This is a genomic window from Alteromonas gracilis, from assembly GCF_036870955.2.
GTDB classification, from domain to species: domain Bacteria; phylum Pseudomonadota; class Gammaproteobacteria; order Enterobacterales; family Alteromonadaceae; genus Alteromonas; species Alteromonas gracilis_A.
The window spans coordinates 4,357,881-4,380,602 of record NZ_CP145482.2 but is presented as its reverse complement, the minus strand read 5'-3'; the positions used below and the strand labels follow the sequence as shown (position 1 = coordinate 4,380,602).

The 22,722-nt window shown below is 46.0% G+C and carries 24 protein-coding genes and 2 pseudogenes; 14 read left to right on the top strand and 12 right to left on the bottom strand.

What is annotated here, in order from left to right:
• Window positions 1–27 precede the first annotated feature (27 nt).
• Entirely contained in the window at window positions 28–2,673 is a 2,646-nt protein-coding gene (locus V6N89_RS21080; RefSeq protein WP_346993220.1) for a M14 family zinc carboxypeptidase, read from the top strand.
• 8 nt (window positions 2,674–2,681) lie between these two features.
• On the opposite strand, the gene V6N89_RS21075 is transcribed toward V6N89_RS21080, so the two are convergent.
• Both V6N89_RS21075 and V6N89_RS21070 read right to left on the bottom strand, forming a co-directional pair.
• A complete protein-coding gene (locus V6N89_RS21075; RefSeq protein ID WP_346993219.1) occupies window positions 2,682–3,080 on the bottom strand; it encodes a ComF family protein in 399 nt (132 codons plus the stop codon).
• On the bottom strand, window positions 3,070–3,393 hold the full coding sequence (locus V6N89_RS21070; protein ID WP_346993218.1) for a hypothetical protein: 324 nt from the start codon (window positions 3,391–3,393) through the stop codon (window positions 3,070–3,072). The genes V6N89_RS21075 and V6N89_RS21070 overlap by 11 nt, the downstream gene beginning before the upstream one ends.
• Window positions 3,394–3,491: 98 nt before the next feature.
• Between V6N89_RS21070 and bioH the strand changes: the two genes are divergently transcribed.
• The 3 genes and pseudogenes from bioH to V6N89_RS21055 all read left to right on the top strand — a co-directional run bounded on the left by bioH (window position 3,492) and on the right by V6N89_RS21055 (window position 5,755).
• The gene (bioH, locus tag V6N89_RS21065; protein WP_338519399.1) at window positions 3,492–4,301 is read left to right on the top strand and encodes a pimeloyl-ACP methyl ester esterase BioH; all 810 of its coding nucleotides are present in this window, start codon (window positions 3,492–3,494) and stop codon (window positions 4,299–4,301) included.
• A gap of 150 nt (window positions 4,302–4,451) precedes the next feature.
• On the top strand, window positions 4,452–4,745 hold the full coding sequence (locus V6N89_RS21060; RefSeq protein ID WP_338519397.1) for a hypothetical protein: 294 nt from the start codon (window positions 4,452–4,454) through the stop codon (window positions 4,743–4,745).
• Between the two features lie 10 nt (window positions 4,746–4,755).
• Window positions 4,756–5,755: pseudogene (locus tag V6N89_RS21055) on the top strand (putative metalloprotease CJM1_0395 family protein).
• A 1-nt stretch (window position 5,756) separates the two neighbouring features.
• Here V6N89_RS21055 and V6N89_RS21050 read toward each other — a convergent pair.
• Window positions 5,757–6,350 (bottom strand): hypothetical protein, encoded by a 594-nt coding sequence (locus V6N89_RS21050; protein ID WP_338519393.1) that lies wholly within the window; start codon window positions 6,348–6,350, stop codon window positions 5,757–5,759.
• Window positions 6,347–6,604 carry a hypothetical protein gene (locus tag V6N89_RS21045; protein ID WP_346993217.1) on the bottom strand — a complete coding sequence of 86 codons (258 nt, stop codon included), beginning with the start codon at window positions 6,602–6,604 and terminating at the stop codon, window positions 6,347–6,349. Before V6N89_RS21045 ends, V6N89_RS21050 begins: the two co-directional genes overlap by 4 nt.
• 18 nt (window positions 6,605–6,622) lie before the next feature.
• Here V6N89_RS21045 and V6N89_RS21040 point away from each other — a divergent pair, with 18 nt between their 5' ends.
• Window positions 6,623–6,745, top strand: coding sequence for a hypothetical protein (locus V6N89_RS21040; protein ID WP_346993216.1), 123 nt, complete (start codon window positions 6,623–6,625; stop codon window positions 6,743–6,745).
• Between the two features lies 1 nt (window position 6,746).
• Here V6N89_RS21040 and V6N89_RS21035 read toward each other — a convergent pair whose 3' ends face one another.
• The 4 genes from V6N89_RS21035 to fkpA form a co-directional block, all read right to left on the bottom strand.
• Entirely contained in the window at window positions 6,747–7,550 is an 804-nt protein-coding gene (locus V6N89_RS21035) for a C1 family peptidase (protein ID WP_346993215.1), read from the bottom strand.
• A 327-nt stretch (window positions 7,551–7,877) separates the two neighbouring features.
• Window positions 7,878–10,097 (bottom strand): Tex family protein, encoded by a 2,220-nt coding sequence (locus V6N89_RS21030; RefSeq protein ID WP_338519388.1) that lies wholly within the window; start codon window positions 10,095–10,097, stop codon window positions 7,878–7,880.
• 189 nt (window positions 10,098–10,286) lie between these two features.
• On the bottom strand, window positions 10,287–10,772 hold the full coding sequence (gene greB / locus V6N89_RS21025) for a transcription elongation factor GreB (protein WP_338519386.1): 486 nt from the start codon (window positions 10,770–10,772) through the stop codon (window positions 10,287–10,289).
• A gap of 726 nt (window positions 10,773–11,498) precedes the next feature.
• A complete protein-coding gene (gene fkpA / locus V6N89_RS21020; protein ID WP_338519385.1) occupies window positions 11,499–12,281 on the bottom strand; it encodes an FKBP-type peptidyl-prolyl cis-trans isomerase in 783 nt (260 codons plus the stop codon).
• A gap of 198 nt (window positions 12,282–12,479) precedes the next feature.
• On the opposite strand from fkpA, the pseudogene V6N89_RS21015 reads away from it, so the two are divergent.
• The 3 genes and pseudogenes from V6N89_RS21015 (at window position 12,480) to V6N89_RS21005 (ending at window position 14,035) form a co-directional block, all read left to right on the top strand.
• Window positions 12,480–13,410 (top strand): annotated as a pseudogene (locus tag V6N89_RS21015) (WD40 repeat domain-containing protein).
• Window positions 13,411–13,421: 11 nt separating this feature from the next.
• On the top strand, window positions 13,422–13,688 hold the full coding sequence (locus V6N89_RS21010) for a SlyX family protein (RefSeq protein WP_338519383.1): 267 nt from the start codon (window positions 13,422–13,424) through the stop codon (window positions 13,686–13,688).
• A gap of 188 nt (window positions 13,689–13,876) precedes the next feature.
• Complete coding sequence (locus V6N89_RS21005; RefSeq protein ID WP_338519381.1) at window positions 13,877–14,035, top strand: hypothetical protein; 159 nt, start codon at window positions 13,877–13,879, stop codon at window positions 14,033–14,035.
• 152 nt (window positions 14,036–14,187) lie between these two features.
• Here the strand turns inward: V6N89_RS21005 and V6N89_RS21000 are convergent, their stop codons facing one another.
• The gene (locus tag V6N89_RS21000; RefSeq protein WP_338519380.1) at window positions 14,188–15,135 is read right to left on the bottom strand and encodes a DUF748 domain-containing protein; all 948 of its coding nucleotides are present in this window, start codon (window positions 15,133–15,135) and stop codon (window positions 14,188–14,190) included.
• A gap of 176 nt (window positions 15,136–15,311) precedes the next feature.
• Between V6N89_RS21000 and V6N89_RS20995 the strand changes: the two genes are divergently transcribed.
• Window positions 15,312–15,473 carry a hypothetical protein gene (locus V6N89_RS20995; protein ID WP_338519379.1) on the top strand — a complete coding sequence of 54 codons (162 nt, stop codon included), beginning with the start codon at window positions 15,312–15,314 and terminating at the stop codon, window positions 15,471–15,473.
• Between the two features lie 325 nt (window positions 15,474–15,798).
• Here the strand turns inward: V6N89_RS20995 and V6N89_RS20990 are convergent, their stop codons facing one another.
• Window positions 15,799–16,005 (bottom strand): YheV family putative zinc ribbon protein, encoded by a 207-nt coding sequence (locus V6N89_RS20990; RefSeq protein WP_338519377.1) that lies wholly within the window; start codon window positions 16,003–16,005, stop codon window positions 15,799–15,801.
• Window positions 16,006–16,182: 177 nt separating this feature from the next.
• Between V6N89_RS20990 and V6N89_RS20985 the strand changes: the two genes are divergently transcribed.
• From V6N89_RS20985 to V6N89_RS20970, 4 genes are read left to right on the top strand one after another with little or no spacing between them, the layout of a single operon-like run.
• Window positions 16,183–18,135: an ATP-binding cassette domain-containing protein gene (locus tag V6N89_RS20985; protein WP_346993214.1), complete on the top strand. Its 1,953-nt coding sequence runs from the start codon at window positions 16,183–16,185 to the stop codon at window positions 18,133–18,135.
• Complete coding sequence (locus tag V6N89_RS20980) at window positions 18,116–18,622, top strand: TIGR02444 family protein (RefSeq protein ID WP_338519375.1); 507 nt, start codon at window positions 18,116–18,118, stop codon at window positions 18,620–18,622. Before V6N89_RS20985 ends, V6N89_RS20980 begins: the two co-directional genes overlap by 20 nt.
• Before the next feature lie 24 nt (window positions 18,623–18,646).
• The gene (locus tag V6N89_RS20975) at window positions 18,647–19,678 is read left to right on the top strand and encodes a hydrolase (RefSeq protein ID WP_346993213.1); all 1,032 of its coding nucleotides are present in this window, start codon (window positions 18,647–18,649) and stop codon (window positions 19,676–19,678) included.
• Between the two features lie 58 nt (window positions 19,679–19,736).
• Complete coding sequence (locus tag V6N89_RS20970; protein WP_338519371.1) at window positions 19,737–19,967, top strand: YheU family protein; 231 nt, start codon at window positions 19,737–19,739, stop codon at window positions 19,965–19,967.
• A 48-nt stretch (window positions 19,968–20,015) separates the two neighbouring features.
• Here V6N89_RS20970 and V6N89_RS20965 read toward each other — a convergent pair whose 3' ends face one another.
• Together V6N89_RS20965 and V6N89_RS20960 are read right to left on the bottom strand one after the other, a co-directional pair.
• Window positions 20,016–20,147 (bottom strand): hypothetical protein, encoded by a 132-nt coding sequence (locus tag V6N89_RS20965; RefSeq protein WP_346993212.1) that lies wholly within the window; start codon window positions 20,145–20,147, stop codon window positions 20,016–20,018.
• Between the two features lie 20 nt (window positions 20,148–20,167).
• Window positions 20,168–20,569, bottom strand: a complete 402-nt coding sequence (locus V6N89_RS20960; RefSeq protein WP_338519368.1) for an outer membrane beta-barrel protein — start codon at window positions 20,567–20,569, stop codon at window positions 20,168–20,170.
• A gap of 486 nt (window positions 20,570–21,055) precedes the next feature.
• On the opposite strand from V6N89_RS20960, the gene V6N89_RS20955 reads away from it, so the two are divergent.
• Window positions 21,056–22,678 (top strand): glucan biosynthesis protein, encoded by a 1,623-nt coding sequence (locus V6N89_RS20955; RefSeq protein ID WP_346993211.1) that lies wholly within the window; start codon window positions 21,056–21,058, stop codon window positions 22,676–22,678.
• Window positions 22,679–22,722: the final 44 nt, after the last annotated feature.

Sequence of the window (22,722 nt, the reverse complement as noted above, 5' to 3'; positions counted from 1 at the left end):
AACCATAACAACAAGACGGGAAACGCGATGCTAGTGAATCTGTACCAATGCGCTCTTAAAAGACGCTTGGCGTTGGCCACAACGCTTGCTTTGGGAGCATTTACCTTAGGGGCTGTGGCTCCACAAACCGCTCAAGCTGAGTCAGTTATCATCACGCCAGACCGCGGTGGCAAATCGGTGCATGCTTATTTGCCCGATAGCGTAACCTATAATCCGGCTATTCCCACTCCAGAGTCGGTTTTAGGTGCCAACATTGGCGAGTGGCATGTGCGTCACGACCAACTTGTCGAATACATGAAACTGCTAGCGGCAACGTCAGATCGCATCACTATAGAAGAAACCGGTCGTACCCATGAAAATCGTCCTCTTCTACTCATGACCATTACTGCACCTAAAAATCGCACCAATCTTCCCGCTATGCGACAAGCGCATATTAAGGCAATGAAGAGTGGTGACCCTGTAAGTGACGACGCTCCCCTTGTCTTTTACATGGGCTATAGCATTCACGGAAACGAGCCATCGGGCTCCAACGCTGCACTTGCCCTTGCTTACTACCTTGCCGCCGGTGAGGGCGAGGAGGTAGATGCCTTGCTGAACAACAATATTGTGCTGTTCGACCCGTCTTTCAACCCCGATGGTTTGTCGCGTTTTGCGCAATGGGCAAATATGCACAAAGGAAAGCAATTAGTCTCTGACTCACGTCATAGAGAACATGACGAGGGCTGGCCTTCTGGGCGAACTAATCATTATTGGTTCGATTTGAACCGAGATTGGCTGCTGCTAGCACATCCAGAGTCACGAGCACGCATTAAGCAGTTTCATAAGTGGCGACCTCATGTGTTAACTGACTTCCATGAAATGGGTACAGACAGTACCTACTTCTTTCAACCAGGTGTGCGCTCTCGTAAAAACCCAATGACGCCGGATGAAAACGTCACATTGACTGAGGCGTTAGCCCAATATCATGCGGCCGCATTTGACGCGCAAGGTAAGCTGTATTTCACAGAGGAAGCCTTTGATGATTTCTATGCTGGAAAAGGGTCAACGTATCCCGATCTTCACGGCAGCATTGGTATTCTTTTTGAACAAGCCAGCTCGCGTGGTCATTTGCAGTCATCTATCAACGGTGAACTGGCCTTTAGCGACACCATTGCTAACCAAATTACCACGTCACTTAGCACTTTTAGAGGGGCGCTGGCGAACAAAGCGGCAATACTCGACTATCAGTCAAATTTTGTAGAGAGTACCAAAGCACAGGCAAAAAATGATGACACGGTAGGCTATGTCGTTGGCGACTCTCAGGACATGGGCCGCTTCAACGCATTTTTAGGGTTGCTTGAGCAGCACAATATTCGCTTCGAGGTGGTAAATAAAACGAGCAAGGTTGACGGTGTGACTTATCAGCCTGGCCGCGCTGTATTTGTTCCAACTAATCAGCCGCAATACCGCCTAGTGAAGTCCATATTTTCAACGCAAACATCGTTTGAAAACAACACCTTCTATGATGTTTCTACATGGAATTTAGCTTTGGCGTTCAATTTAGATTACGCCGCGCTTGATAAGGGTGATGCACGCGACGTGAAACGCGCTAGCGATGCATCGCTGGCCAATATCACGCTCAATGACATTGAAAACGATGCTTACGCGTACGCGTTTTCTTGGCATCATTATTATGCGCCAGCTATGCTGCAAACTCTGATAGAGGCAGGTGTACAAGTAAGAAGTACTGAAAAAGCCTTCACCGCGATTCAGTATGACAATAGCACCAAAACATTGCCTGCTGGCAGTATTGTTATTCCTAAAGGGTTGCGCCAACCAGACAACCTAACCGAGGTGGTAGCAAGTGCGCAACAACAACTAAAGGTGCTTAGAGTATTTAGTTTTAAAAGCGGCCTCACTCCCTCAGGTGCAGATTTAGGAAGCAGAAGTATGGCGCCTGTGGCTGCGCCTCAAGTTCTGATTGTTGGCGGTGAAGGCACAAGCGAGTATGAAGTGGGAGAGATTTGGCATTACTTTGACACCAAAGTTGGACTTGCTCCGAGCATTGTTGAGCAACAGCACCTAGGACGTGCGCTGTCAGACGATACCATTGCATATACGCATATTATTTTTGTTAGCGGTCGCTATGATTTCTCTGAATCACAAAAATCTCAGCTTGAACAGTGGATCAAAGCTGGCGGTGTTGTGATAGGTCAAAAGTCGGCACTTCGCATGTTGGCTGACAATAAGTGGCTAGACGCTGAAATTGTTAGTCGCGACAGTATTAACAATGCGTTTGATGAAAGTGCATTAACTTATGCAGATGGTGCAGCACTGTACGCACGCAAACTGGTTGCAGGCGCGGTATTTGAAGCCAATATTGATGTTACACATCCATTATTTTATGGCTACAGTAACGACACTCTACCCATGTTTAAAACCAGCAATATGATTGTAAAAGCGGATAAGTCACCGTTTGTTACGCCAGCTCGCTACACAGAAACGCCGTTAATGGCAGGCTTTAGCGACAAAGCGATGGTGGCATTGATGGCACAATCAACAGCCGTCACTACTCAAAAAATGGGACGTGGTGTGGTAATTGGTTTTACTGACAATGCTCAGTTTAGAGGTTACTGGTTTGGCACCAATAAGATGCTGGCTAACGCCATTTATCAGTCTCACTTCATTCGCTGATACATCAATTAATGCGTGTCTACCAGCGTGCTTTTCGGTGGTGGCGTGAAAGTCACCGCCCATACTTGAATATCAAGATTGGGGTAGCGCGCTTTTAACTGTTGAGCAAGGGCGTTAACGGTTACCCCAGTGGTGATTACATCGTCTATGATAGCGACGGTAAAAGCACCTTTATTGCGTCTTTGCTTGTGTTCATACCAAGGGTCAATACCGCGCGATGTAAGTTGATATACTCGCGATGCATTTATTGAACGCTGTACCTTTGATAAGTGATGCTGCGCGCTCGTGCCACTTCGCGTGGCCCAATATTCTTCAATGGGTATCCCCAACCCTTCACTCAAGAAATGACCAATAACCGCTGCCTGATTGTAGTGCCTTGTGGCAATTCGCCATGCACTAATAGGCACCAAACAACAGTAAATCAGGCACTTTTAGCGTGCACTGTCGCTTTCTATGGACAAACCAGTTGCTTAGTACTTTGCCTGCGGTTAGAGAATGGGTAAACTTAAACTGGTGAACCAGTGATGACATGGGCCATATGTGTAATCCCAATAGACTCAATGCGTTATAGTGACTGTGTTTAACGTGTCGCCCTACTGGGCCGAACTCGAGTAAGTTGTCACCGTGTATCTGCGGGTCGAAAAAAAACATGTCATCGTCACACCACTGACATACTGGCGTGGGACTTGCCTGATAACATAGCAAGCATGAAAGGTTCATAGTGTTGATTCCATCAACTTCCTTAACGTGTCGACCGACGGTCTAATTTCATCATGGCGTACTTTTGCGAAAGTACGTGTCAGCCAAAGGAGGTGTAAATGGAAAGTTTGCATACAAACGGCGCACTTGTCACCCGTACAGAGGGTACAGGTATCGATGTAGTATTTCTTCACGGTTGGGGGATGAACAGCGGCGCGTTCACCTCTTTTATTCCTTATCTGAGTGATAATTTTCGCGTTACCACGATTGACCTTCCTGGTTTTGGTGAGAACGCAGGTGTAGTGCCATCACCCTATAATGTTGATTCATTGGCAAACGCCATCATTAATGCGTTGCCAGAGCAGTGCATATTGGTGGGCTGGTCATTAGGTGGATTAGTCGCACAGAAAATCGCCCTAATGGCGCCAGAAAAGCTCACAGGCTTAGTAACTATTGCCTCAACACCGCGCTTTATCGCTGGGCCTGGCTGGCCTGGGATCGCGGCAGATTTACTTAAAATGTTTGAAACCCAGCTGGAAAAAAATTTCCAAAAAACGCTCGAACGTTTTCTAGCTATCCAAGCTATGGGCAGCGATACGGCGAAACATGATATTAAAACGATTCGCCAACAAGTGACTCAATATCCAGACCCTGCTGAAGAAGCGCTAAAAAAGGGGCTGCGCATTCTATCCTGTGAAGACTTGAGGCAGGATGTAGGGCGCATAGCAGTGCCCACATTAAGGCTTTACGGTAGGCTTGACAGCTTGGTGCCAACCACGGGGATTGATCAGATTTGTGAGTTACATCCACAGTCAGATTCTGTGGTGTTGCCTCATGCCGCACATGCTCCATTTATCTCGCACCCGCAGCAGACTGCTGATATCTTGTTTCGTTTTGCTGCAAACGTTTATCAGCAAAAGGCGTCATAAATAGTGCGTGCTGAAAAGGTGAGCTCATAGTAAACCTCACGTTAAATAAAAAGCCTTTTAGGACATACGTTTATTTTAGGCAATGCTCTAGGGGCTTTCTATTTTCTCTAAATTGGTTAATAATTGTTCATGAGAGGATAGAGGTAGTGTATGACAAGTATAAATGGCGCTAGTGTTAATTCCGCGTTTTTGGCGGGACAGTATGGTTTGCAAAACGCCAGTGATGGTATTACGCAGGCTGCGTCTAACATTGCTCAACGCACGGCCGAAGGCAGCTCTTCTTCAAACAATGTGCAGGAAAATGCACAAGTAGAACCTTCAAATGGTAACCTAACAAGTGACCTTATTGCGCTCAACATTAACAGCGTTAACGCAGAGGCGTCAGCGCGCGTGCTTGAAGTGGCAAACGACACGTTAGGAACCATCATCGACACGATAGCGTAGGGGCAGTGCGATGAATATCGTTACGCCAATTCTTAACGCGATTGCGTATCCGACCGCGAATATAAACACAGAGTCTGCGCGCCGCGACAATGTGCAGCGCGAAACCATTCCCCAAACCAGCGATGCCGAGCAAGGTGCTTCGCAAAAGGGGCTGGGTTCTGAAGCGGACAAGGCAAGAAGCCCAGGTCAGCCGCCAGCGCTTAGTGACGTACGACCGCCCGCAAATTCAAACCGAACTTCAAGCAGCATTTCAAAACGTATTTGGGCAAGATAAAGATAACGCCCAAGACGAAAGTGCTGGCAAGCAAGGCGCGCAGGACGAACAGCAGGCCCGTCAGAGCGAGCAACAAGAACAACAAGATGCTCAAGAAATTGAGCAACTTAAAGCACGTGATCAAGAAGTACGTTCACATGAGCAAGCGCATGCTGCCACGGGTGGACAGTACGCGGGTTCACCGCAGTACGAATATACAACGGGACCTGATAACAAACGCTACGCAACGGGTGGCGAGGTTTCAATAGACATATCTGAAGCACAAAGCCCAGAACAAACATTGCGTAAAATGCAGCAGGTTCGCGCGGCTGCACTTGCGCCTGCTCAACCTTCGTCACAAGACTTAAAAGTAGCGGCAGAGGCAGCGCAAAAGGCGTTTGAAGCAAGAAGCGACATTGCTGAGGAGAATCGCGAAGCGCGCGAAAGTGCGAATTCAAGTGAACCTTCTACACCAAGTATCGACGACATTACTGAGCCTGCGGGCGTCGAGCGACCAACGCGAAGCTTAGACAATGCTATTTTAGAAAATCAGCAGGCAATTGAAGCTGGTGGCCCTTCGCAGTCAGTAGAGAATGAAGTTGGTAGGCGCTCACTCAACTTTGGCGAATCGCCAGACCAAGCATCTGACCCATCCATACAGGCGCGCATTGGGCGTATTCAAAATGTTTACACTCAGGCATACACGCCGCGCGAGAAGGCCTTTCATTTCAAGCTTAATCTTCCGTTTAGATGGTGATTTAGTAGTCCAAGATTGCCTCTGTAAAAGGATACCGGGGCGCATTGCCAATAATATCTGTTAGCACGCTATTCATGGTGTTGATATCGCCATCAAACCCACCATGAGACGTTGATGCACTTTTGTCCTCTACTTTTCCATGACTATAGACAAACGTTATTCCTTTGCTGGGTGTATTGTGCTCCGCCATGCCTAACAGCGGCGTGTTCGATTTTGCTTCAAATGCATTTGATACAAGATAGAGCAATGATTTTTGATAGATATGGGCAACGTGGTCGTCTTTTTCGAGCGACTCTGACAAATTGTACACCACGGTATGTTTAATATTGTCACTGGCGATAAGCGGCGCTAAGGTCGTCTCAAACAATGCATAGTTGATTGCGGGTGCAAGCAAATGCAGACTCGAGACTCTTGTGTCAGGGGCAATTTGAGACAGTCGTTCTAAACTATGTGCGTGGAATATGGAGCCAGCGGAATGACCAACCACATGTAACTCTACATCAGGGTGTTGCGCAAGATAAGTAGCGAGCTTGGTTAGAAAATAGCTTCCATCGGATGTGGCTCGTTTAAACGGTGTGCAGGCATCTGACTTCATTTCTCGCCAAAGTGCCCCCCTACTTTACGCGTTGCCCACTCTAAAATGCGGTCGGTATAGTCAGTAAACGTACCAACCTTATTGTTAACCTCTTTATTCTTAAAGCCAAGGATATCTTTAAGTTCTTCAAGAAGCCCGGTGTCGTACATAAAGTGAATAGGATAAACACCGTTCTTTAAAAAAGTGTCCTTCATTGCAGCCACACGTCGAGCGGAGGACTTGACACTATTTAGACCACCGTGTGCATATAACATGACCTTCTTGAACTTGCTTTGGGCGAGTTTTTCGATAATGGCATCGACGTGGTTCTTGTTACTCCAGTACTTGCTGGTGGTATCAAAGTGACCATCGTCAAAGTGGACAAAATGGTCTTGAATGCTAACGCGTGGTGTTGAGTTAGATAAACGTTTTTGAGCAGTAGATTGGGTAGCACAATGGTGTGTACCAATGCTTGGTTATGGGAAGAGCCAGCTGAACCACCCACGCATCCATGATGTTCAGCGCCCAATCATCATAACGCCACAAGGCGAGGCCCGACTTTTTCCACTCGCTGCCCCATGAGTTTTGGATCCAAAAACCTTCGTCATTGTAACCAACAATAGCAAACGCATGGCCACCAATGGTCTCTGGCCGTAGGAAGATTGTATCGCCCTGTTTATCGTTCCAACCTTCGTGAATGCGTGCAGAGACAAAAATAACTCCCACTTCGTTTAGCGCCGCGTGGAAATCGCTAATTTCACGCGCAAGCCGATAGTATGCCCCTAGTCTGTGACCGCTCGCATCACTGGCAATTTCAAGCGTCATTTCAAATTCGTTGCTGTGCGCAATGTTTTCGGTGAGTCTGTTGCTACATACGCCGCTGTTGTGCCACCCCTTAATTGCGCCTCGACAGCTGGAGCCTGCATAGCGTTCTCCTAACCATTCATCGTGACGCTTTGCCATGGCGTAAAGCATCCAAGGGCTGACATTGTGCTTTCTGCCCTGCTGGCGATAGATGAAATTAATCGTTGCGGCTAGCGCAAACCCAGTGCATGCCGCATCCTCACCTTGATCAAGAATAACCAGGTTGCCAGGGGGGTCTATGAAGGGCTTTAAGGGCGACAAGTGAGGCTGATAAATTCTATCTCTAAGATCGGGGTAATCAGCACTGACATTATGAATTCTGGGGTAAGTTGAGTTTGAACTTGTGGTTGTACTCATGAGTCTGTCCTTTGATGCGCTCGCCTATATATGGTGCCGCGACTATCCGTTCAACAAAGATTCACAGCCCCTAGGTTTATAACATCAACAACTTTCTATCGAACCACTGCAGTTTGGCTTAGTACCTTTAACCATTAACTTAGCAAATATGCACCCATCTCGTACAGAGCTGGGTGCATGTGTCGTTTGCGCTATTTCTTAGCTTTTGCGAAAGCATCGGCAAAAGCATTGCCCATGGCACTATTTTGTATCTGGCCATTGCGATTTTGTCCGCCTCTTGGCTGATTAGCACGTTTACTTTGTGCTTTTCCAGGACCTTTACCAGCGCTAGGCTTGGTTACCTTTGTCTGCGGTCTTATTTGCTGCGCTGCCTGATTGAGATGGCGTATCGTCAAGTCGCATGGTAAAGGAGATACGCTTGCGTGCAACGTCAACTTCTAGCACTTTTACTTTAACAATATCACCCGCTTTCACTACTTCTCGGGGATCAGAGATAAACTTATTGGTGAGTGCAGAAATATGCACAAGCCCATCTTGGTGAACGCCAACATCAACAAAGGCACCGAAGTTGGCGACATTACTCACCACACCTTCCAATATCATGCCTGGCTTAAGGTCGTTAATGGTTTCAACTCCCTCTTTAAATACCGCAGTTTTAAACTCTGGGCGAGGGTCCCGTCCAGGCTTATCTAGTTCTTTAAGAATATCTTTAACTGTGGGTAATCCGAAGGCTTCGCTTGTAAAAGTATCGGGCGACAGACTCTTTAAAAGCTCGGTGTTACCAATGATATCGTTTACCGCCACCGCAGTGGTATCAACGATTTTGTCTACCACAGGATAGGCTTCAGGGTGCACCGCCGAGGCATCAAGAGGATTTGAACCGTTAACTATGCGTAAGAAACCTGCAGCTTGTTCAAAGGCTTTTGGACCTAGGCGTTCAACTTTTAAGAGTGACTTTCTATCTGAAAACGCGCCGTTACTGTCCCTGAAATTAACGATATTATGGGCAAGTGTTTTGTTTAGGCCTGACACATAGCTTAGTAGCGCTGGTGACGCGGTGTTTAAGTCTACACCAACGGCGTTTACACAGTCTTCAATAACGCGGTCCAGCGACTTACCCAACTGACTTTGGCTCACGTCATGTTGATACTGACCAACACCAATGGCTTTTGGCTCAATTTTCACTAATTCTGCAAGGGGGTCCTGTAAACGACGGGCGATAGATACGGCGCCACGCAGCGAAACATCAAGCTCTGGCAGCTCTTTTGACGCTAATTCCGAAGCCGAGTAGACCGACGCGCCTGCTTCACTTACCATGATTTTTTGTGCACCGAGATCACTATTGGCTTTCAGCATTTCTGCCACAAGCTTATCTGTCTCACGTGAGCCTGTACCATTACCAATACTAATAAGGTCAACTTTGTACTGCTTACACAAGGTTGTGAGCGTACGCATCGACTTATCCCACTGGTTTTGAGGCGCATGGGGGAAAATGGTATTGGTTGCTACAACCTTACCTGTTTGATCTACCACTGCCACTTTGACGCCCGTGCGTAAACCTGGGTCAAGACCCATGGTGGTTTTCGCTCCCGCAGGCGCGGCCATGAGTAGGTCGTTTAAGTTCTTGGCGAATACCTCAATGGCTTCTTCTTCAGCGCGCTCGCGAAGCGTACTGAAGAGTTCTGTTTCCATATGTAAGCCAATTTTGATTTTCCATGTCCACTGTACAACTTGTGCAAGAAAGTCATCGGCGCTGCGACCGCGATGCATAATGTCGTAATGGCTAGCGATAATATGTTCGCAGTGCGATGGGCCGTTTTCTTCGCTTTGTGGGTCAGCATCTAGTTGAATGTGCAGCATGCCTTCGTTACGGCCTCTGAACATAGCAAGCGCGCGGTGCGACGGCACGGTTTTGTACTTCTCGCTGTGCTCGAAGTAGTCTTTATATTTAACGGCTTCTTTTTCTTTGCCTGGAGCGACGGTACTTTTAAGGTGTGCGTTTTCCACAAGGTAAAGGCGGATTTTACCGAGTAACGCAGCATCTTCAGCAAATCGTTCCATCAAAATATAGCGCGCGCCTTCAAGTGCTGCTTTAGTGTCGGCAACGCCCTTGCTTTCATCAACATAGGACTGAGCGGCACTATCAATGTCTGTGTTAGGGTCATCAAAAAGCACATTTGCCAGACCTTCAAGCCCTGCTTCAATGGCAATTTGGCCTTTAGTGCGGCGACGGGGTTTGTAAGGCAGGTACAAATCTTCCAACGTCGTCTTACTGTCGGCACTCACAATGCTCGACTTTAACGCTTCAGACAATTTACCCTGCTCGTCAATGGATTTTAGGATAACCTCGCGGCGTTCTTCTAGCTCGCGTAAATACGTTAAACGCTGTTCAAGGTTACGTAACTGCGTGTCGTCTAGGCCTTGGGTAACCTCTTTACGATAACGCGCAATAAAAGGAACGGTTGCTCCTTCATCTAAAAGCTTTACCGCAGCAGTAACTTGAGAAGGCTGTACTGCAAGTTCTTCGGCAATTTTATTGATAATCATAAGTCGCTCTAAAATACTATAAATTCGCGTTAGACAAATGCGAAGAAACGATGTGTTGAATGCCCATGGCACACAGCGTTACATGTGAAAAATTTAGCAGTGATTGTATCACTGCGGTGTACGGTTAGTCGTCTGATCATTAGCGTATAGTGGCTGTGGGGGTTGTCTCATCTGCGTTACACAATATGGCTAGAGTCTGTCTGTGCTGTCGTACCATATACGGTTTATCCACCACTCTTTGGTGTCTGTTTCGGTTTTAACAACAAATTCGTCGTCTTCCTCTTTTCCTACTAGTGCTCTCGCCATCGGAGAATCGATAGAGATATAGTCTTTGCGTCCGAATATCTCATCATAGCCAACAAGACGCAGTTCCATCACGGTGCCACTTTCATTTTCTATCTCTACCCATGCACCAAAAAAGACTTTGCCTTCTTGCTGTGGGTCGTAGTCCACCACTTTTAAGTTTTCTAAGCATTTACGCAAGTATCTAACGCGACGGTCTATTTCGCGTAGTTTCTTCTTATTGTATTGATAATCAGCATTCTCACTGCGGTCGCCGAGGCTTGCTGCCCACGTTACCTTACGCGTGATTTCTGGCCTTTCTTCTCGCCACAAAAAGTCGAGTTCTTGCTTTAGCTTTAAGTAACCCTTGCGGGTAATAAGTGGTGTTTTCACAGTGCCCTAAATGTCATCCTTAGCGATATCTCATACTTTATGTGGCTATTACGCAAAAATATAGCGAAAAGGCGTTAAAAAAGCGCATTTGAATATTTATTGAACATAAACTATTTGTGTATTGTCGTAGTATAAATAATGAACAAGCCAATTAGGGGAAATGAATGCGCAATAAGTTACCTTTGATAAACCGAAGGCGATCAGAGCAAGAGCCATTGCACACCAGCGGTACTATCATTGGTTTCATGCTTTTTTTGAGCGGTGCTTTGTTTTTGTTGTACGCCTTACTGGATATTGTTATTCGATTAAAAAGTATAGAAACCGTGCTGTATCTCATCGCTTATTGCACCATGTATAAAATAGGTCACTCGCTACTTAATCACTTTGCAACTTTAAAAGTTCACACCGAAAGACGGCGTGCACCACAGCGATTATAGGGCTTAAAACCTATGGTTCTAAGCGCAGTACTTTAAGGCTAAATTGTTACAAGAAAGTGGCAGTTCAAAAGTGCAAAACGGGGAGTTTCGACTATAGTTATAAAGTGATTCGAGGCACCAAGCATATTGAATAACCCACTTTACTATTTGGGTACGCGCGTGGTTAAACACCACTGGCTCGTAGGGAAAAGGTAGGCAAGGATTACGCTGACTCACTAAACAAAAAAGCCGACGCAAAATGTGTCGGCTTTCTCTTTTGCGGCTGTCATAAACCGCGCTAGCGCTTTGCTTACTCAGCTGCGTCTTCAGATTCTGGCTTCACTACCTCAAGAAGCTCAACATCAAAAATAAGCGTTGAGTTCGGTGTGATTGCGCCAGTAGAACGTTGACCATAAGCAAGTTCTGAAGGAATGTGGAAACGGTATTTCGCACCTTCTTTCATTAACTGAACACCTTCAGTCCAACCCGCGATAACGCGGTTTAGTGGAAATTCAGCAGGCTCTCCACGTTTATAAGACGAGTCAAACTCTGTTCCGTCAAGCAATGTACCACGGTAATGCACTTTTACTGTGTCAGTGGCTACTGGGCTTGCGCCTTCACCTTCGGTAAGTACTTCATATTGAAGGCCTGACTCTGTGGTCGTTACACCTTCACGCTTACCATTTTCTTCTAGATAAGCAAGGCCAGCTTCAATGTTTTTCTCAGCGGCTTGTGCAGCCATTTCTTGCTGCTTCGCACGCAACACTTCTTCACCTTGCTGTGCAATTTGTTGAATTTGCTCAGGGGTAAACTTAAGTGTATCAGCCAGACCGTCGTTAAAACCTTGCTTTAAGGCTTCTTGATCTAGAGTTAGGCCAAGTTGAGCTTGCTGCTCTGCGCGGTTGCTAACAAATAGGCCCATGCTTGCGCCCATAGCGTAAGCTTGCTTTTGAGAATCTGTCATTTCTTCTGCTGAAACAGAAGTTGTATTTGCACTATCAGCGTTAGCAGCGGCCTCATCAGTAGTGTTTGGCTGGCAAGCGAAAAGGCCTAGCGCAGCGATGGTAGATAAGGCAACGAGCGACTTCTGCATAAAAACGTCTCCATTAATTATTATCATCATGCGTCTATGTCTATACTGCTGCATCCAAAGCAGTGTGCACGATAGTTTAAAGATGCGTGATCCGTGCTATGTTAAACCTAGCGTTTACAAAGCGAAACCCATTTGATTATGTTTAAGGCTCAAATGTTCCTCAGAATAGTGTTACTCATCGTACTTATTGGCGGATCTATAGGATGTACTGTACCCGATACTACGCCAATACAGCAGTGGCGTCATGTGGAAGAGGGTGCCTATGCGGCAGATATTTCTACCGACGGCACGCTTTCTGTTCTATCTGGCGTTGATAATGGCATTAACGTTTGGCGAATAGGTGAAAGCGAACCTCTGTATCATTGGGGGCATCAAGGCGAGGGCAATAACCTGGTGATGTCGGTGCACATTAGCGCAGACAAGCGTTATGTGGTGACAGCAGACAGAGAGGCGTTTGCGTTATGGAGTCTTGAAAGTGGGGAGCCTGAAGGCTTCTGGCGGATAGATGAATCGTCAATTCGCGACGTAGCGGTCGCAAATAATGGCCAAGGTGTGTTAGTGGCACGCTCAAACGGCCAAGTTATGTATTTCGAGCCGCGTACCTCAAGGCGACTTGAATTTCTAGGGCACCAAGAAAAAGTAAACTCTATTGATATTTCACCTAATGGCAAGTACGCCCTTACTGGTGGAAACGACTATATCGCTTACCTTTGGAGTACTGAGACCTACCAAATTATTCATACGTTTACGCATCCTACGCGCGTTACCAAAGTGGCACTGGATGACGAAGGACGCTATGCGTTTACCGCAGACAGTAAAAGCAGATCACAAATCTGGGACGTGCAAACAGGGCAAGCGGTGAGCGCGCTCAACTTTGCTTCTCGGCAAAAAATATTTACCGACGTTGAATTCTCTAAAGATGGTCAGTATTTGCTTACTGGTTCGCCTTCTCGCAAGGTATACCTGTGGGATCTAAAGACCTAGCAATCAATTGCAAGCTATTCAAGTAGCGTCTCGTGAAACTATATCGCCGCCAACTGCAGTTGTGTATGGCGTTGCCTTCATGCCAGATGGTAATATAGTGTCAGCAAGCAGTAGTGGCTTAGCTGAAGTATGGCAACGAGAATAACAGAGAGTACAATGACAGATAACCACGCTGATGCGCAGGCAAGTACAAAAGCATTACAAGCTCAGCTTGATAGCGCCCATAGCTACATCGAAGAGTTGCAAACCAAAATTGCGTTTCAAGAACATACCATAGAAGCGCTTAATGACGCGCTATCTTCACAGCAGCAGCAACTTGACGACTTAGCGTTCAAAGTACGGCATGTTATCGACAGAGTAAAATCGATTGAGCCTTCAAATATCGCAAAACAGTCTGAAGAGACACCGCCTCCGCACTACTAGTGAAATAATTCAAAAACTTAGTCAACACGGTTTTTTTGTTTACCGTCATACATTGTTTGGTTATGGCTTATCGTACTTCGAACTAATATTCTAGTTCACTAAAAGTGACCACCACGATTACACTTGCGGTATTGGATGCCCGTATCCCTAGGGTACTCTATTTTGATACAACGTTAGGAGCGACTGCCATGAGCGATTTTGATATGGACGCGTTTGATAATCTTGACTTTGATGCCATTGAAGCGACTGTTGAGAAAAATCAAGCTGAAAAAGACAAGCAAGCTACCAAGGAAATTGAGGGTATGCGCGATGGTGCCAACGATTGCGGCGACAGCTGTACAATCTAACACCGATGTCTAGCTAGCACGGCGCTAGTCTGTGCTAGCACTTTCCAGTCTCTCCAATTCGACAGAGCGTTCTACGTCGCCACTCAGTGCACTTATAAAGGCGTTCTCAATAATAGCCATCACGGCGTCCCAAGTTTGTGTTTCTATATGCGTTAAATCGCCCTCAATTGGAATGCGAGTTGCCCATTGGTCTTTGCTTTGGTTTCAAATAGCTCAGTAACGGCGGCAGATACGGCTTCTATACTGCCTTCGATAACCCCATCTCCGTCTTGTTCAATATCGCCTTTCCAGCTAAAGACTTCAACGTCATGCAGTACGGGTTTAATGTAACCCTTTACCTGCCCTTCATTAGACGCGACTTCAGCCGCTAACGTCATAGTGCCTGCCTCAAGGTCAAAAGGGGCATAGGTGTCGAGAGCATTTTTGAAATTGACGAGCCCCACATTATCAGCGTGTATGTCCATATCGAACGTAGGGCGAGCGGTGGCTGGGTTGAGTTTTGCATTGATAGTGAGTGTACCTTGCTCGGCCGTCTTTCCTTTGGCACTTGCTCTTGCCACTCGAGTATCAGACAGGTACGTACTATTTACCAAATTCGTTATTTCAATTTGGATGTCGTGCAAAGCTATATCAATCGAGGGAGTTGTATCTGGGTTGTTGAACGAAATACGCCCGTCTATAACCGCAAGCTTATCAATGCGCAGGGGAAAGAGTTGTTCGGCAATGGAGAGCCAATTTTCATTTTTACCCGTTTGGCGTTTTTCATTTTCACTACTGTCGACGAAATTAATCTCAGGGGTACTAATAACCACTCGCCCAACCGCTGCACCTTTAAGCAATTCAGACCAAGATAGTGTGAATTCTACACTATCAGCTGTAAATAACGGACGGTCGACTTTTCCGTTGCTCTTATACAGCAATACGTGTTCAAGACGGTATGCGCCACGCCATAACATTAAATCGACATCACCCACGCGACCATCGTATTTGCCAGGTTTACTAAGGGTATCATTGATATACCACGTAATGACGTAAGGCATACTGGCCCTGAGAGCAACCAAAAGCGCAAGTAACGCAATGATAAATCGAAATGGCACCATGAGCTTATTCTCCCGTCAAAACCCTTATAATCACTTAGTGACGCATCAAAAACTGTACCGAAACGTTTTTATGGCGTACTCAATTCTAGCTAGGTAGATCAGGTTTCTTTTAAATCGAGGTATGAGAGTCTGATACGGTAGCAATAAGGCTACGTCATAATTCTAAGGAAAGAGTAATGCAACAATTAAAAGCAAACGAAATTAGCATGGTCAGCGGCGGCTGCGAACAATACTGCTGGGGCGATTTTGAGCTAGGTGCCTTGATGGCGAACACTATTGGTGGTGCAGTAGCTGGTGCAGTGTCGGGTCCGTTGGGTGCTGCAGGTGGCGGTGCTTAGGTGCGGCGATTGCCTACATGTTTGATGTAATGTGGACGGATTAATATGGTAAATGTTTTTTGGGCTTTTATTACATGCGTTGTTGTTGGGGTTTTGCAACTTTATCTGCTGGACAAGGTTATTGACAACATAAGTGACAGTGTAAAGCTGACCGTCTACGCCATAAACGGCGGTATAACCGGGTTAGTGTTTGTCATCACTAGATGGGTTTTGTGTAAGCGCTCAAAAAACGCCGAGTAGTCCTCGTGTTAGTGTGAACAGGCCTCTGCTCACACTTTCTATAGTTTAGCTTTTTGGGCTTAACTTGGCTGCAAAGCCGGTACGGTTAGTGAGGCTTAAAAATGCCGATAACATCTTCATTAGCGCGTGTTACTGCGCTAACTTTTTCATCAGTCTGGGCTTCATGGTAGCCGCAGGCCACGCACTCGAGCTTCTCAACGTTGTTCTCAAAATACAACGATATGGTATCTTGCTCCTGACATTTAGGACAGGTCGCTCCCGCAACAAAGCGTCGTCTAACGCGTTTTGACATACTTACACCTTTGTAAAAACTTACTGAGTCATTATACCGTTAAATCTCCCTAGGTGATCAGCTTTTACCTTAAGTTTTTGCTATCATGCCGCGGTATTTTAGTGTTTGACGAATGCTGTGTAATGCCTGTGCGAACTGGTATTATACGCGCCCTCAGTTGTTCATCGCAGGTAATTCATGATCAAGCTTTCAAATGTTTCATTACTTCGTGGCCGCAAAATGCTGCTGGAAGACGCCTCTATGCAAGTGTTCCCCGGTCACAAAGTGGCGCTAATTGGGAGTAATGGCTGCGGAAAGTCGACCCTTTTTGCGCTTTTGCGCAATGAGTTAAGTGTCGATGCTGGAGAATGCAGCGTACCGAACGACTGGAGAATTGTGAGCGTTGCCCAAGAAACGCCAGCCACTGACAGATCTGCCATTGACTACGTGATAGATGGTGATAAACATCTACGTGGCCTTCAAGCTAAGTTGGTGGACGCGGAACAGCAAGAAGATGGTGTGCAAATAGGGCAGCTACACGGGCAGCTTGAACAAGCGGGAGCTTACGATGTGGAATCTCGCGCGGCCACGATATTGGCGGGTTTAGGTTTTACCAATCAACAGCTAAATGCGCTTATTACTGACTTTTCTGGTGGCTGGAGAATGCGCTTAAACCTTGCTCAAGCATTGCTGTGTCCGTCGGATTTGCTTTTGCTTGATGAGCCAACAAACCACTTAGACTTAGATGCCGTTATCTGGTTAGAAAAGTGGCTGCAGCGTTATGCAGGAACCTTGTTATTGATTTCACATGACAAAGCGTTTATTGACAACACGGTGGCGCAAATTGTCAGCGTAGAACAACAAAAACTTATTACTTATACAGGTAACTATTCCGCCTACGAGACACAGCGTGCTGAACGTATTCGCTTGCAGAACTTAGAATACGAAAAGCAGCAAGCGAAAGTGGCTCATCTAAACTCATTTATCACCCGATTTAAGGCAAAAGCGAGTAAGGCAAAGCAAGCACAAAGCCGCATCAAGCAATTAGAAAAAATGGAAACGCTGTTGCCCGCGCATATGGCCAGCCCATTTAGTTTCGCTTTTGCAGAACCCACATCATTGCCAAACCCACTTGTACAGATGGAAAACATTCAGTTGGGGTACGACAGTTATATTGTCCTTCAACAGGTAAAGCTTAATTTAGTGCCCGGCAGTCGGATTGGTTTGCTTGGGCGAAACGGGCAAGGAAAGTCGACGCTGATCAAACTGCTTGCTGGTGTGCACGCGCCAAAAGCCGGCGTCTTCAATGCGGCAAAAGGTTTAAAAATTGGCTACTTTGCTCAGCATCAACTTGAAACACTTGATGCGAATGCTACACCGCTACTTCATCTTCAGCGAATAGATGAAAAGGCTACGGAACAACAGCTTCGCGATTATCTTGGTGGCTTTGGCTTTAACGGTGATGAAGCACTGGCGCCTGTAGCGCCCATGTCTGGCGGAGAAAAGGCACGTTTAGTGTTGACGCTCATTGTCTATCAGAAGCCCAATCTGTTACTACTTGATGAACCGACTAACCACCTAGACTTAGAAATGCGTCATGCACTAAATATTGCGCTACAAGGCTTTGAAGGCGCCATGGTACTGGTGTCGCACGACCGGTTTTTACTCTCTTCAGTCTGTGAAGATTTTTATTTGGTAGACAGTGGTTCGGTAGAGCCATTTAGTGGTGACTTAGATGACTATCGCGACTGGATTTTAAAACAGCAAGCCGCTGAAAAAGCCAAGGCAAATAGTGAAGCGAAGGCTGATGCCGAGCAATCTTCGGGTGAACAAAGTAAGCCGGAAAGAAAAATTGACCGTAAAGAAGAAAAGCGCCGTGAAGCTGAGTTTCGCCAGAAGGTAGCACCACTTAAAAAGGCGGTTGAGAAACATGAAAAAGCGATGGAAAAACACAGCGCAGCACTGAGCGACGTTGAAGTGTCGCTGTCTGATACATCGTTATATAGTGACGAAAACAAAGCAAAACTTATGCAATTACTAGATAAGCAAACCAAATTAAAGCAGCAGCTTGAAGAGGAAGAAATGGCGTGGTTGGATGCCCAAGAAAAAATAGAACTTGAGCGAGAAACTTATGACAACGCCAATGCCTAAGCTTGATAACAAAGCATTTTGGCAGTACTCGGTAAGCCGCTATGCTACTGCGGATATTGCGCCACTCGCATTGTTGTTGCAAGACAATCATGGAATGAATGTAAACGTTCTCTTGCTTGTGTGCTGGTGTTTAGAAAATAATGTCATCATAAACCTACCTCAGTTGCAGGCAATTATTAACGCCACGTTAGAGAGTGAAGAAAAGCTTGAAGTGCACCGTGCTGTTCGTAAAGCAGCTAGGCCTGAAGATGGCATTCACAGTGCGCATTACGAAACGCTTAAGGCGCAAGAGTTAGCCCTTGAACGCGAACAGCAAAATGACATTGTTTCAGCGTTTAACGAGCAGGATGTTACTCGCTTACCTGTCACCGGACAGGCAGGGAATATTTTTAATGCATCTATTGCTGCACTTATTAATGCCTATTCATTGCGAGATAACAGTGAAGCACGCCGTTTGATGGGCCTTGTAGTAAATCAATTACCTTAATAATAAAGATAAAAAAGAAACAAAATGAGTAAATCAGCGCTATCGCATGGAAAAATAATTAAGAGCAGCTTTAAAGTGCCAGGGTGGGCCAAAAATCGTCATGTTCAGACAATATGGCCAAGGTTTATTCAAAAACGCCTACCGCTGTCATACGAAATGGAACGCTTAACGTTGCCAGATGACGATTTTGTTGATGTAGCATGGGGGCCAAGACCACAGGAAACATCCGGCATGGTTGTCATGTTTCATGGGTTAGAAGGCAGCATTAAATCGCACTATGCCAATGATATGATGGCTCAGCTATCAACCAACGGCTGGCAAGTAGTGATGATGCATTATCGCGGGTGCAGTGGTGTCCCTAATTTAAGAGCGCGGGCATATCACAGTGGTGAAACTCAAGATCCGAGCTTTTTTCTACAATGGTTACACGATAAGTTCCCAAGCATACCCAAAGTTGCCATCGGCTTTTCGCTTGGGGGGAACATGTTGTTAAAGCTCTTAGGTGAAAATCCAGCGCAGCGCTACCTGAAAGCCGCGGTTGCAATTTCTTCACCGCTAAAGCTCTCTGAATGCGCCAAGTCTATTAATCAGGGCTTTTCGCGGGTTTATCAAAAGTACCTGCTAGGTAGTATGAAAAGTACCTTAAGAAAGAAAATGGAGTACATTGACTACCGCAAACTTATTCAACTTACAAAAAGTGATGTTGATCACATCACAAGCTTTACACAGTTTGACGAAAAAATTACTGCACCCTTGCATGGTTTTGCCGACGCCCAGGACTATTATGAAAAATGTAGCGCCTATCATTTCTTAAGTGCAATACACTGTCCAACTCTGGTTTTGCATAGTATTGATGATCCATTCATGAATCACCTCATTGTTCCAAAAGAGGAAGAGCTAGCGCGTAATGTCACGGTAGAGCTGAGCGAACGTGGTGGGCATGTTGGGTTTATGCAAGGTTCAGTGCTAAACCCCAAGGTCTGGCTTCACGAAAGAGTGAAACGATTTGTTGGTGAAGTACTGCTTGGAGATAGCACCTGCCGTTATTCTAAATAAGAGTTTATCTGGGCTGCTATTAGCCGCGACAGACAACATATATGGGAAAGAAGAGTTAATGATTATTCCAATTGATGCTCTGGAAGCTGATACGCTGTATAGCTTGGCCGAAGCATTTGTGCTTCGTGAAGGTACTGACTATGGCGAGGAAGAAATATCACTCGATATTAAAGTGCAGCAAGTATTAGATAGACTAAAGTCAGGTGACGCCGTTCTCGTTTATTCAGAGCTACACGAAACTGTGGATATAAAACGCAAAGAAGATATTCAGCTGGAAAGTGACGAATAAAAAAGCCGGGTCGAGCTACCCGGCTTACCTACCTGAGGAGAGGAAGGTTTAAAACGCGTAACGTGCTGTTACCTGCATAATGTCCCAGTCATCGATGACCTTATAATTAGCACCAACCGCCCATTGCGGTGTAATGTAATAGTTTGCCCCAACTTTGAATGTCGCTTCACCGTCGTCCACATCGTAGTAGCCAATTTCACCTAAGCAAGTTCAACTTGTTCAGTAATCATAGAACGAAGGCCTGCATTAATGCTGTAGCCTGTCTCATCTTCTACGTCGCCATCGACGCGTTCTAGGTTAGCACCAAAATAAGCGTCTGTAGTGGCGTTTATAGGGAGGCGATAACCCGCTCCCAACGTGAGCATATCGAAATCAAAATTACCTTCTTCAAAGAAACTGTACTCACCGTTTAAGTACCAGTTGCTGTCGAGCAAGTACTTGCCATTTACCGTGAGGCCATCTGGCTCAAATGACTCGTTGCCGTCAAAATCCATTTTTGTGTAACCGCCTTCTACATACCGCCAATCAGGCTTATCTGCAAAGGCTGAAAGAGGAAGTGCTACGCCCGTTAGTGCAGCGATAAGTGCGACTGTTTTACGCATGTGATAACTCCTTAATACTCACAATAAAAACGCCCTGTATAGCGCGATTAATAACGTTTTGCTGAGGACAGAAGCGTTGCAAAGCGTTTGCCAACTTCTCGCGAGCACTAATTAAAATGCGTTTGAGCTGCTTTTAACCTACTGAAATATATGGGTAAAAAAGATTGCGCGTAATGCCTAAAGACTGCGGCGTTACGCAATGTTTACCTCGCTTGGTCGGATTATTACTAAGAAGTGTCGCTAAAAAACAACACTAATATTAATGAGCATGGCCTTTACGCCTAGTGTTTGAAAAACAAGGTATAGCATCCTTCGATTTTTATGAGGTGCAACCGCATGTAATTAAACGTATTTCTTAATTTAATGTTGGTTGCTTCTTTTAATGGAACACCTTTTGCTCAGCTCTACTGGAATACCATGTGCGTTATCGAACACCTGGTACTCGTGTTGCAGTCGATAACTGCTGTTTTCATAAGGAGAGGACAAATGGCAAAGCCAGGTTTACTTTTTTCAACGTGTTTTCAATCACAGGCGTTCTCAAATGCACTTGTAACAGTAGCAAGTGTGCTGTCTTTTGTTTTAGTGAGTGCAAGCCTTCAACCTGCGTGGGCGGTTCAAGTAAGCGATGCTAATCAGCCTAAAAATGCGTCTCCCGTGTTGCAATCAATCATTGATGCGGCAAGAGCGTCAGCTGAGGAAAGCTATGAGCAAGACGATCATGGGCTCGACAGTCAGTTAAAAGAAATAGATTATTCCACGTACCGCGATATCCGCTTCAATAGCGAAGAAAGCCTTTGGCGGGGCGAGAACGATTATGAACTGCAGTTTTTTCATCCTGGTTTTCTCTACGAGTATCCAGTGACAATCCACACTATTGATGCCAGTAATGCGCCTTCTCGTCTTGATTTCGACAGCAGCATGTTTCGCTATGATGGCAAAGCAAAAGACTTGGCGGGCCTGACCAACGAAAAGTCAGGGTTCGCGGGGTTTCGTGTCCACTACCCTATAAAAAATGAAAACTATAAAGATGAGTTCGCAGTGTTTCTGGGCGCATCGTATTTCCGCCTTATTGGAAAAAATCAGGTTTATGGTATTTCTGCGCGCGGTCTTGCCATTGATACCGCTCTATCTAAGGGGGAAGAATTCCCACATTTTACCGAATTTTGGGTTATTGAGCCTAGTGAAGGCCAGCCCATAACCATTTATGCACGTTTGGAAAGTCCTTCTGTTGCAGGAGCGTACAAGTTTGTTATCGAGCCTGGCATTGATACTAAGGTAAACGTTGAGAGCTGGTTGTTTGCTCGTGAAGACGTATCCAAGCTTGGTATAGCTCCTTTTACAAGCATGTTCTTATACGGTGAAAATACCGAACATCGCTATGACGATTATCGTCCAGAAGTACATGACAGCGATGGCGTGCTTATGGTTACTCATGCTTATGAAGAAATTTGGCGCCCACTTACTAACCCTGCGCGCCTTCAAGTTACCTCTTTAAGTGACGCTGCGCCGCAAGGCTTTGGCATGCTGCAGCGTGATGGTGAGTGGGACAATTATCTTGATGCGGAAGCAAACTATCACCTTCGCCCTGGACTTTGGGTAACCCCTAACGTCGGCTTTGACAAAGGCAGACTCGAAATTGTTGAGATCCCAACGAAATCTGAAGTGCACGATAACATTGTTGCTTTCTGGACGCCTGAACAAGCCTTCAAAGCGGGTGACTCATTATATTTTTCTTATGTGCTAAGCACGGTTGAGCAAAGCCCATTTGTAAGTGATTTGGCATCGGTTGTAAGAACGCGACAGGGCAAAGCCGTGCTACCCGGTGATGAGTTTAAAGACGACGCTCTAACGTCTACTCGTCAATTTAGTGTGGATTTCACCGCGCCAGCCAACGCAGCCTTCGACAGTGAAAACATGCGCCTTGTTGTGCATGGGGTGAACGGCATTGTGTCAAAGCAGCGCCTATACCCTGTGGCTGACGGGCAAGAGTGGCGCGCTACTTTTCTAGTAAAGCCCCAAGAAAAGCAGACAGTAGATATGCGTGCTTACATTGAGCAGAACGGCGTTCGTATTAGTGAGGTGTGGAATTATGTCTACCAACCAAAATAAGGACTTGTCGGTGCAACCATCAGGCGCCTCGAACGCAGAGGGGA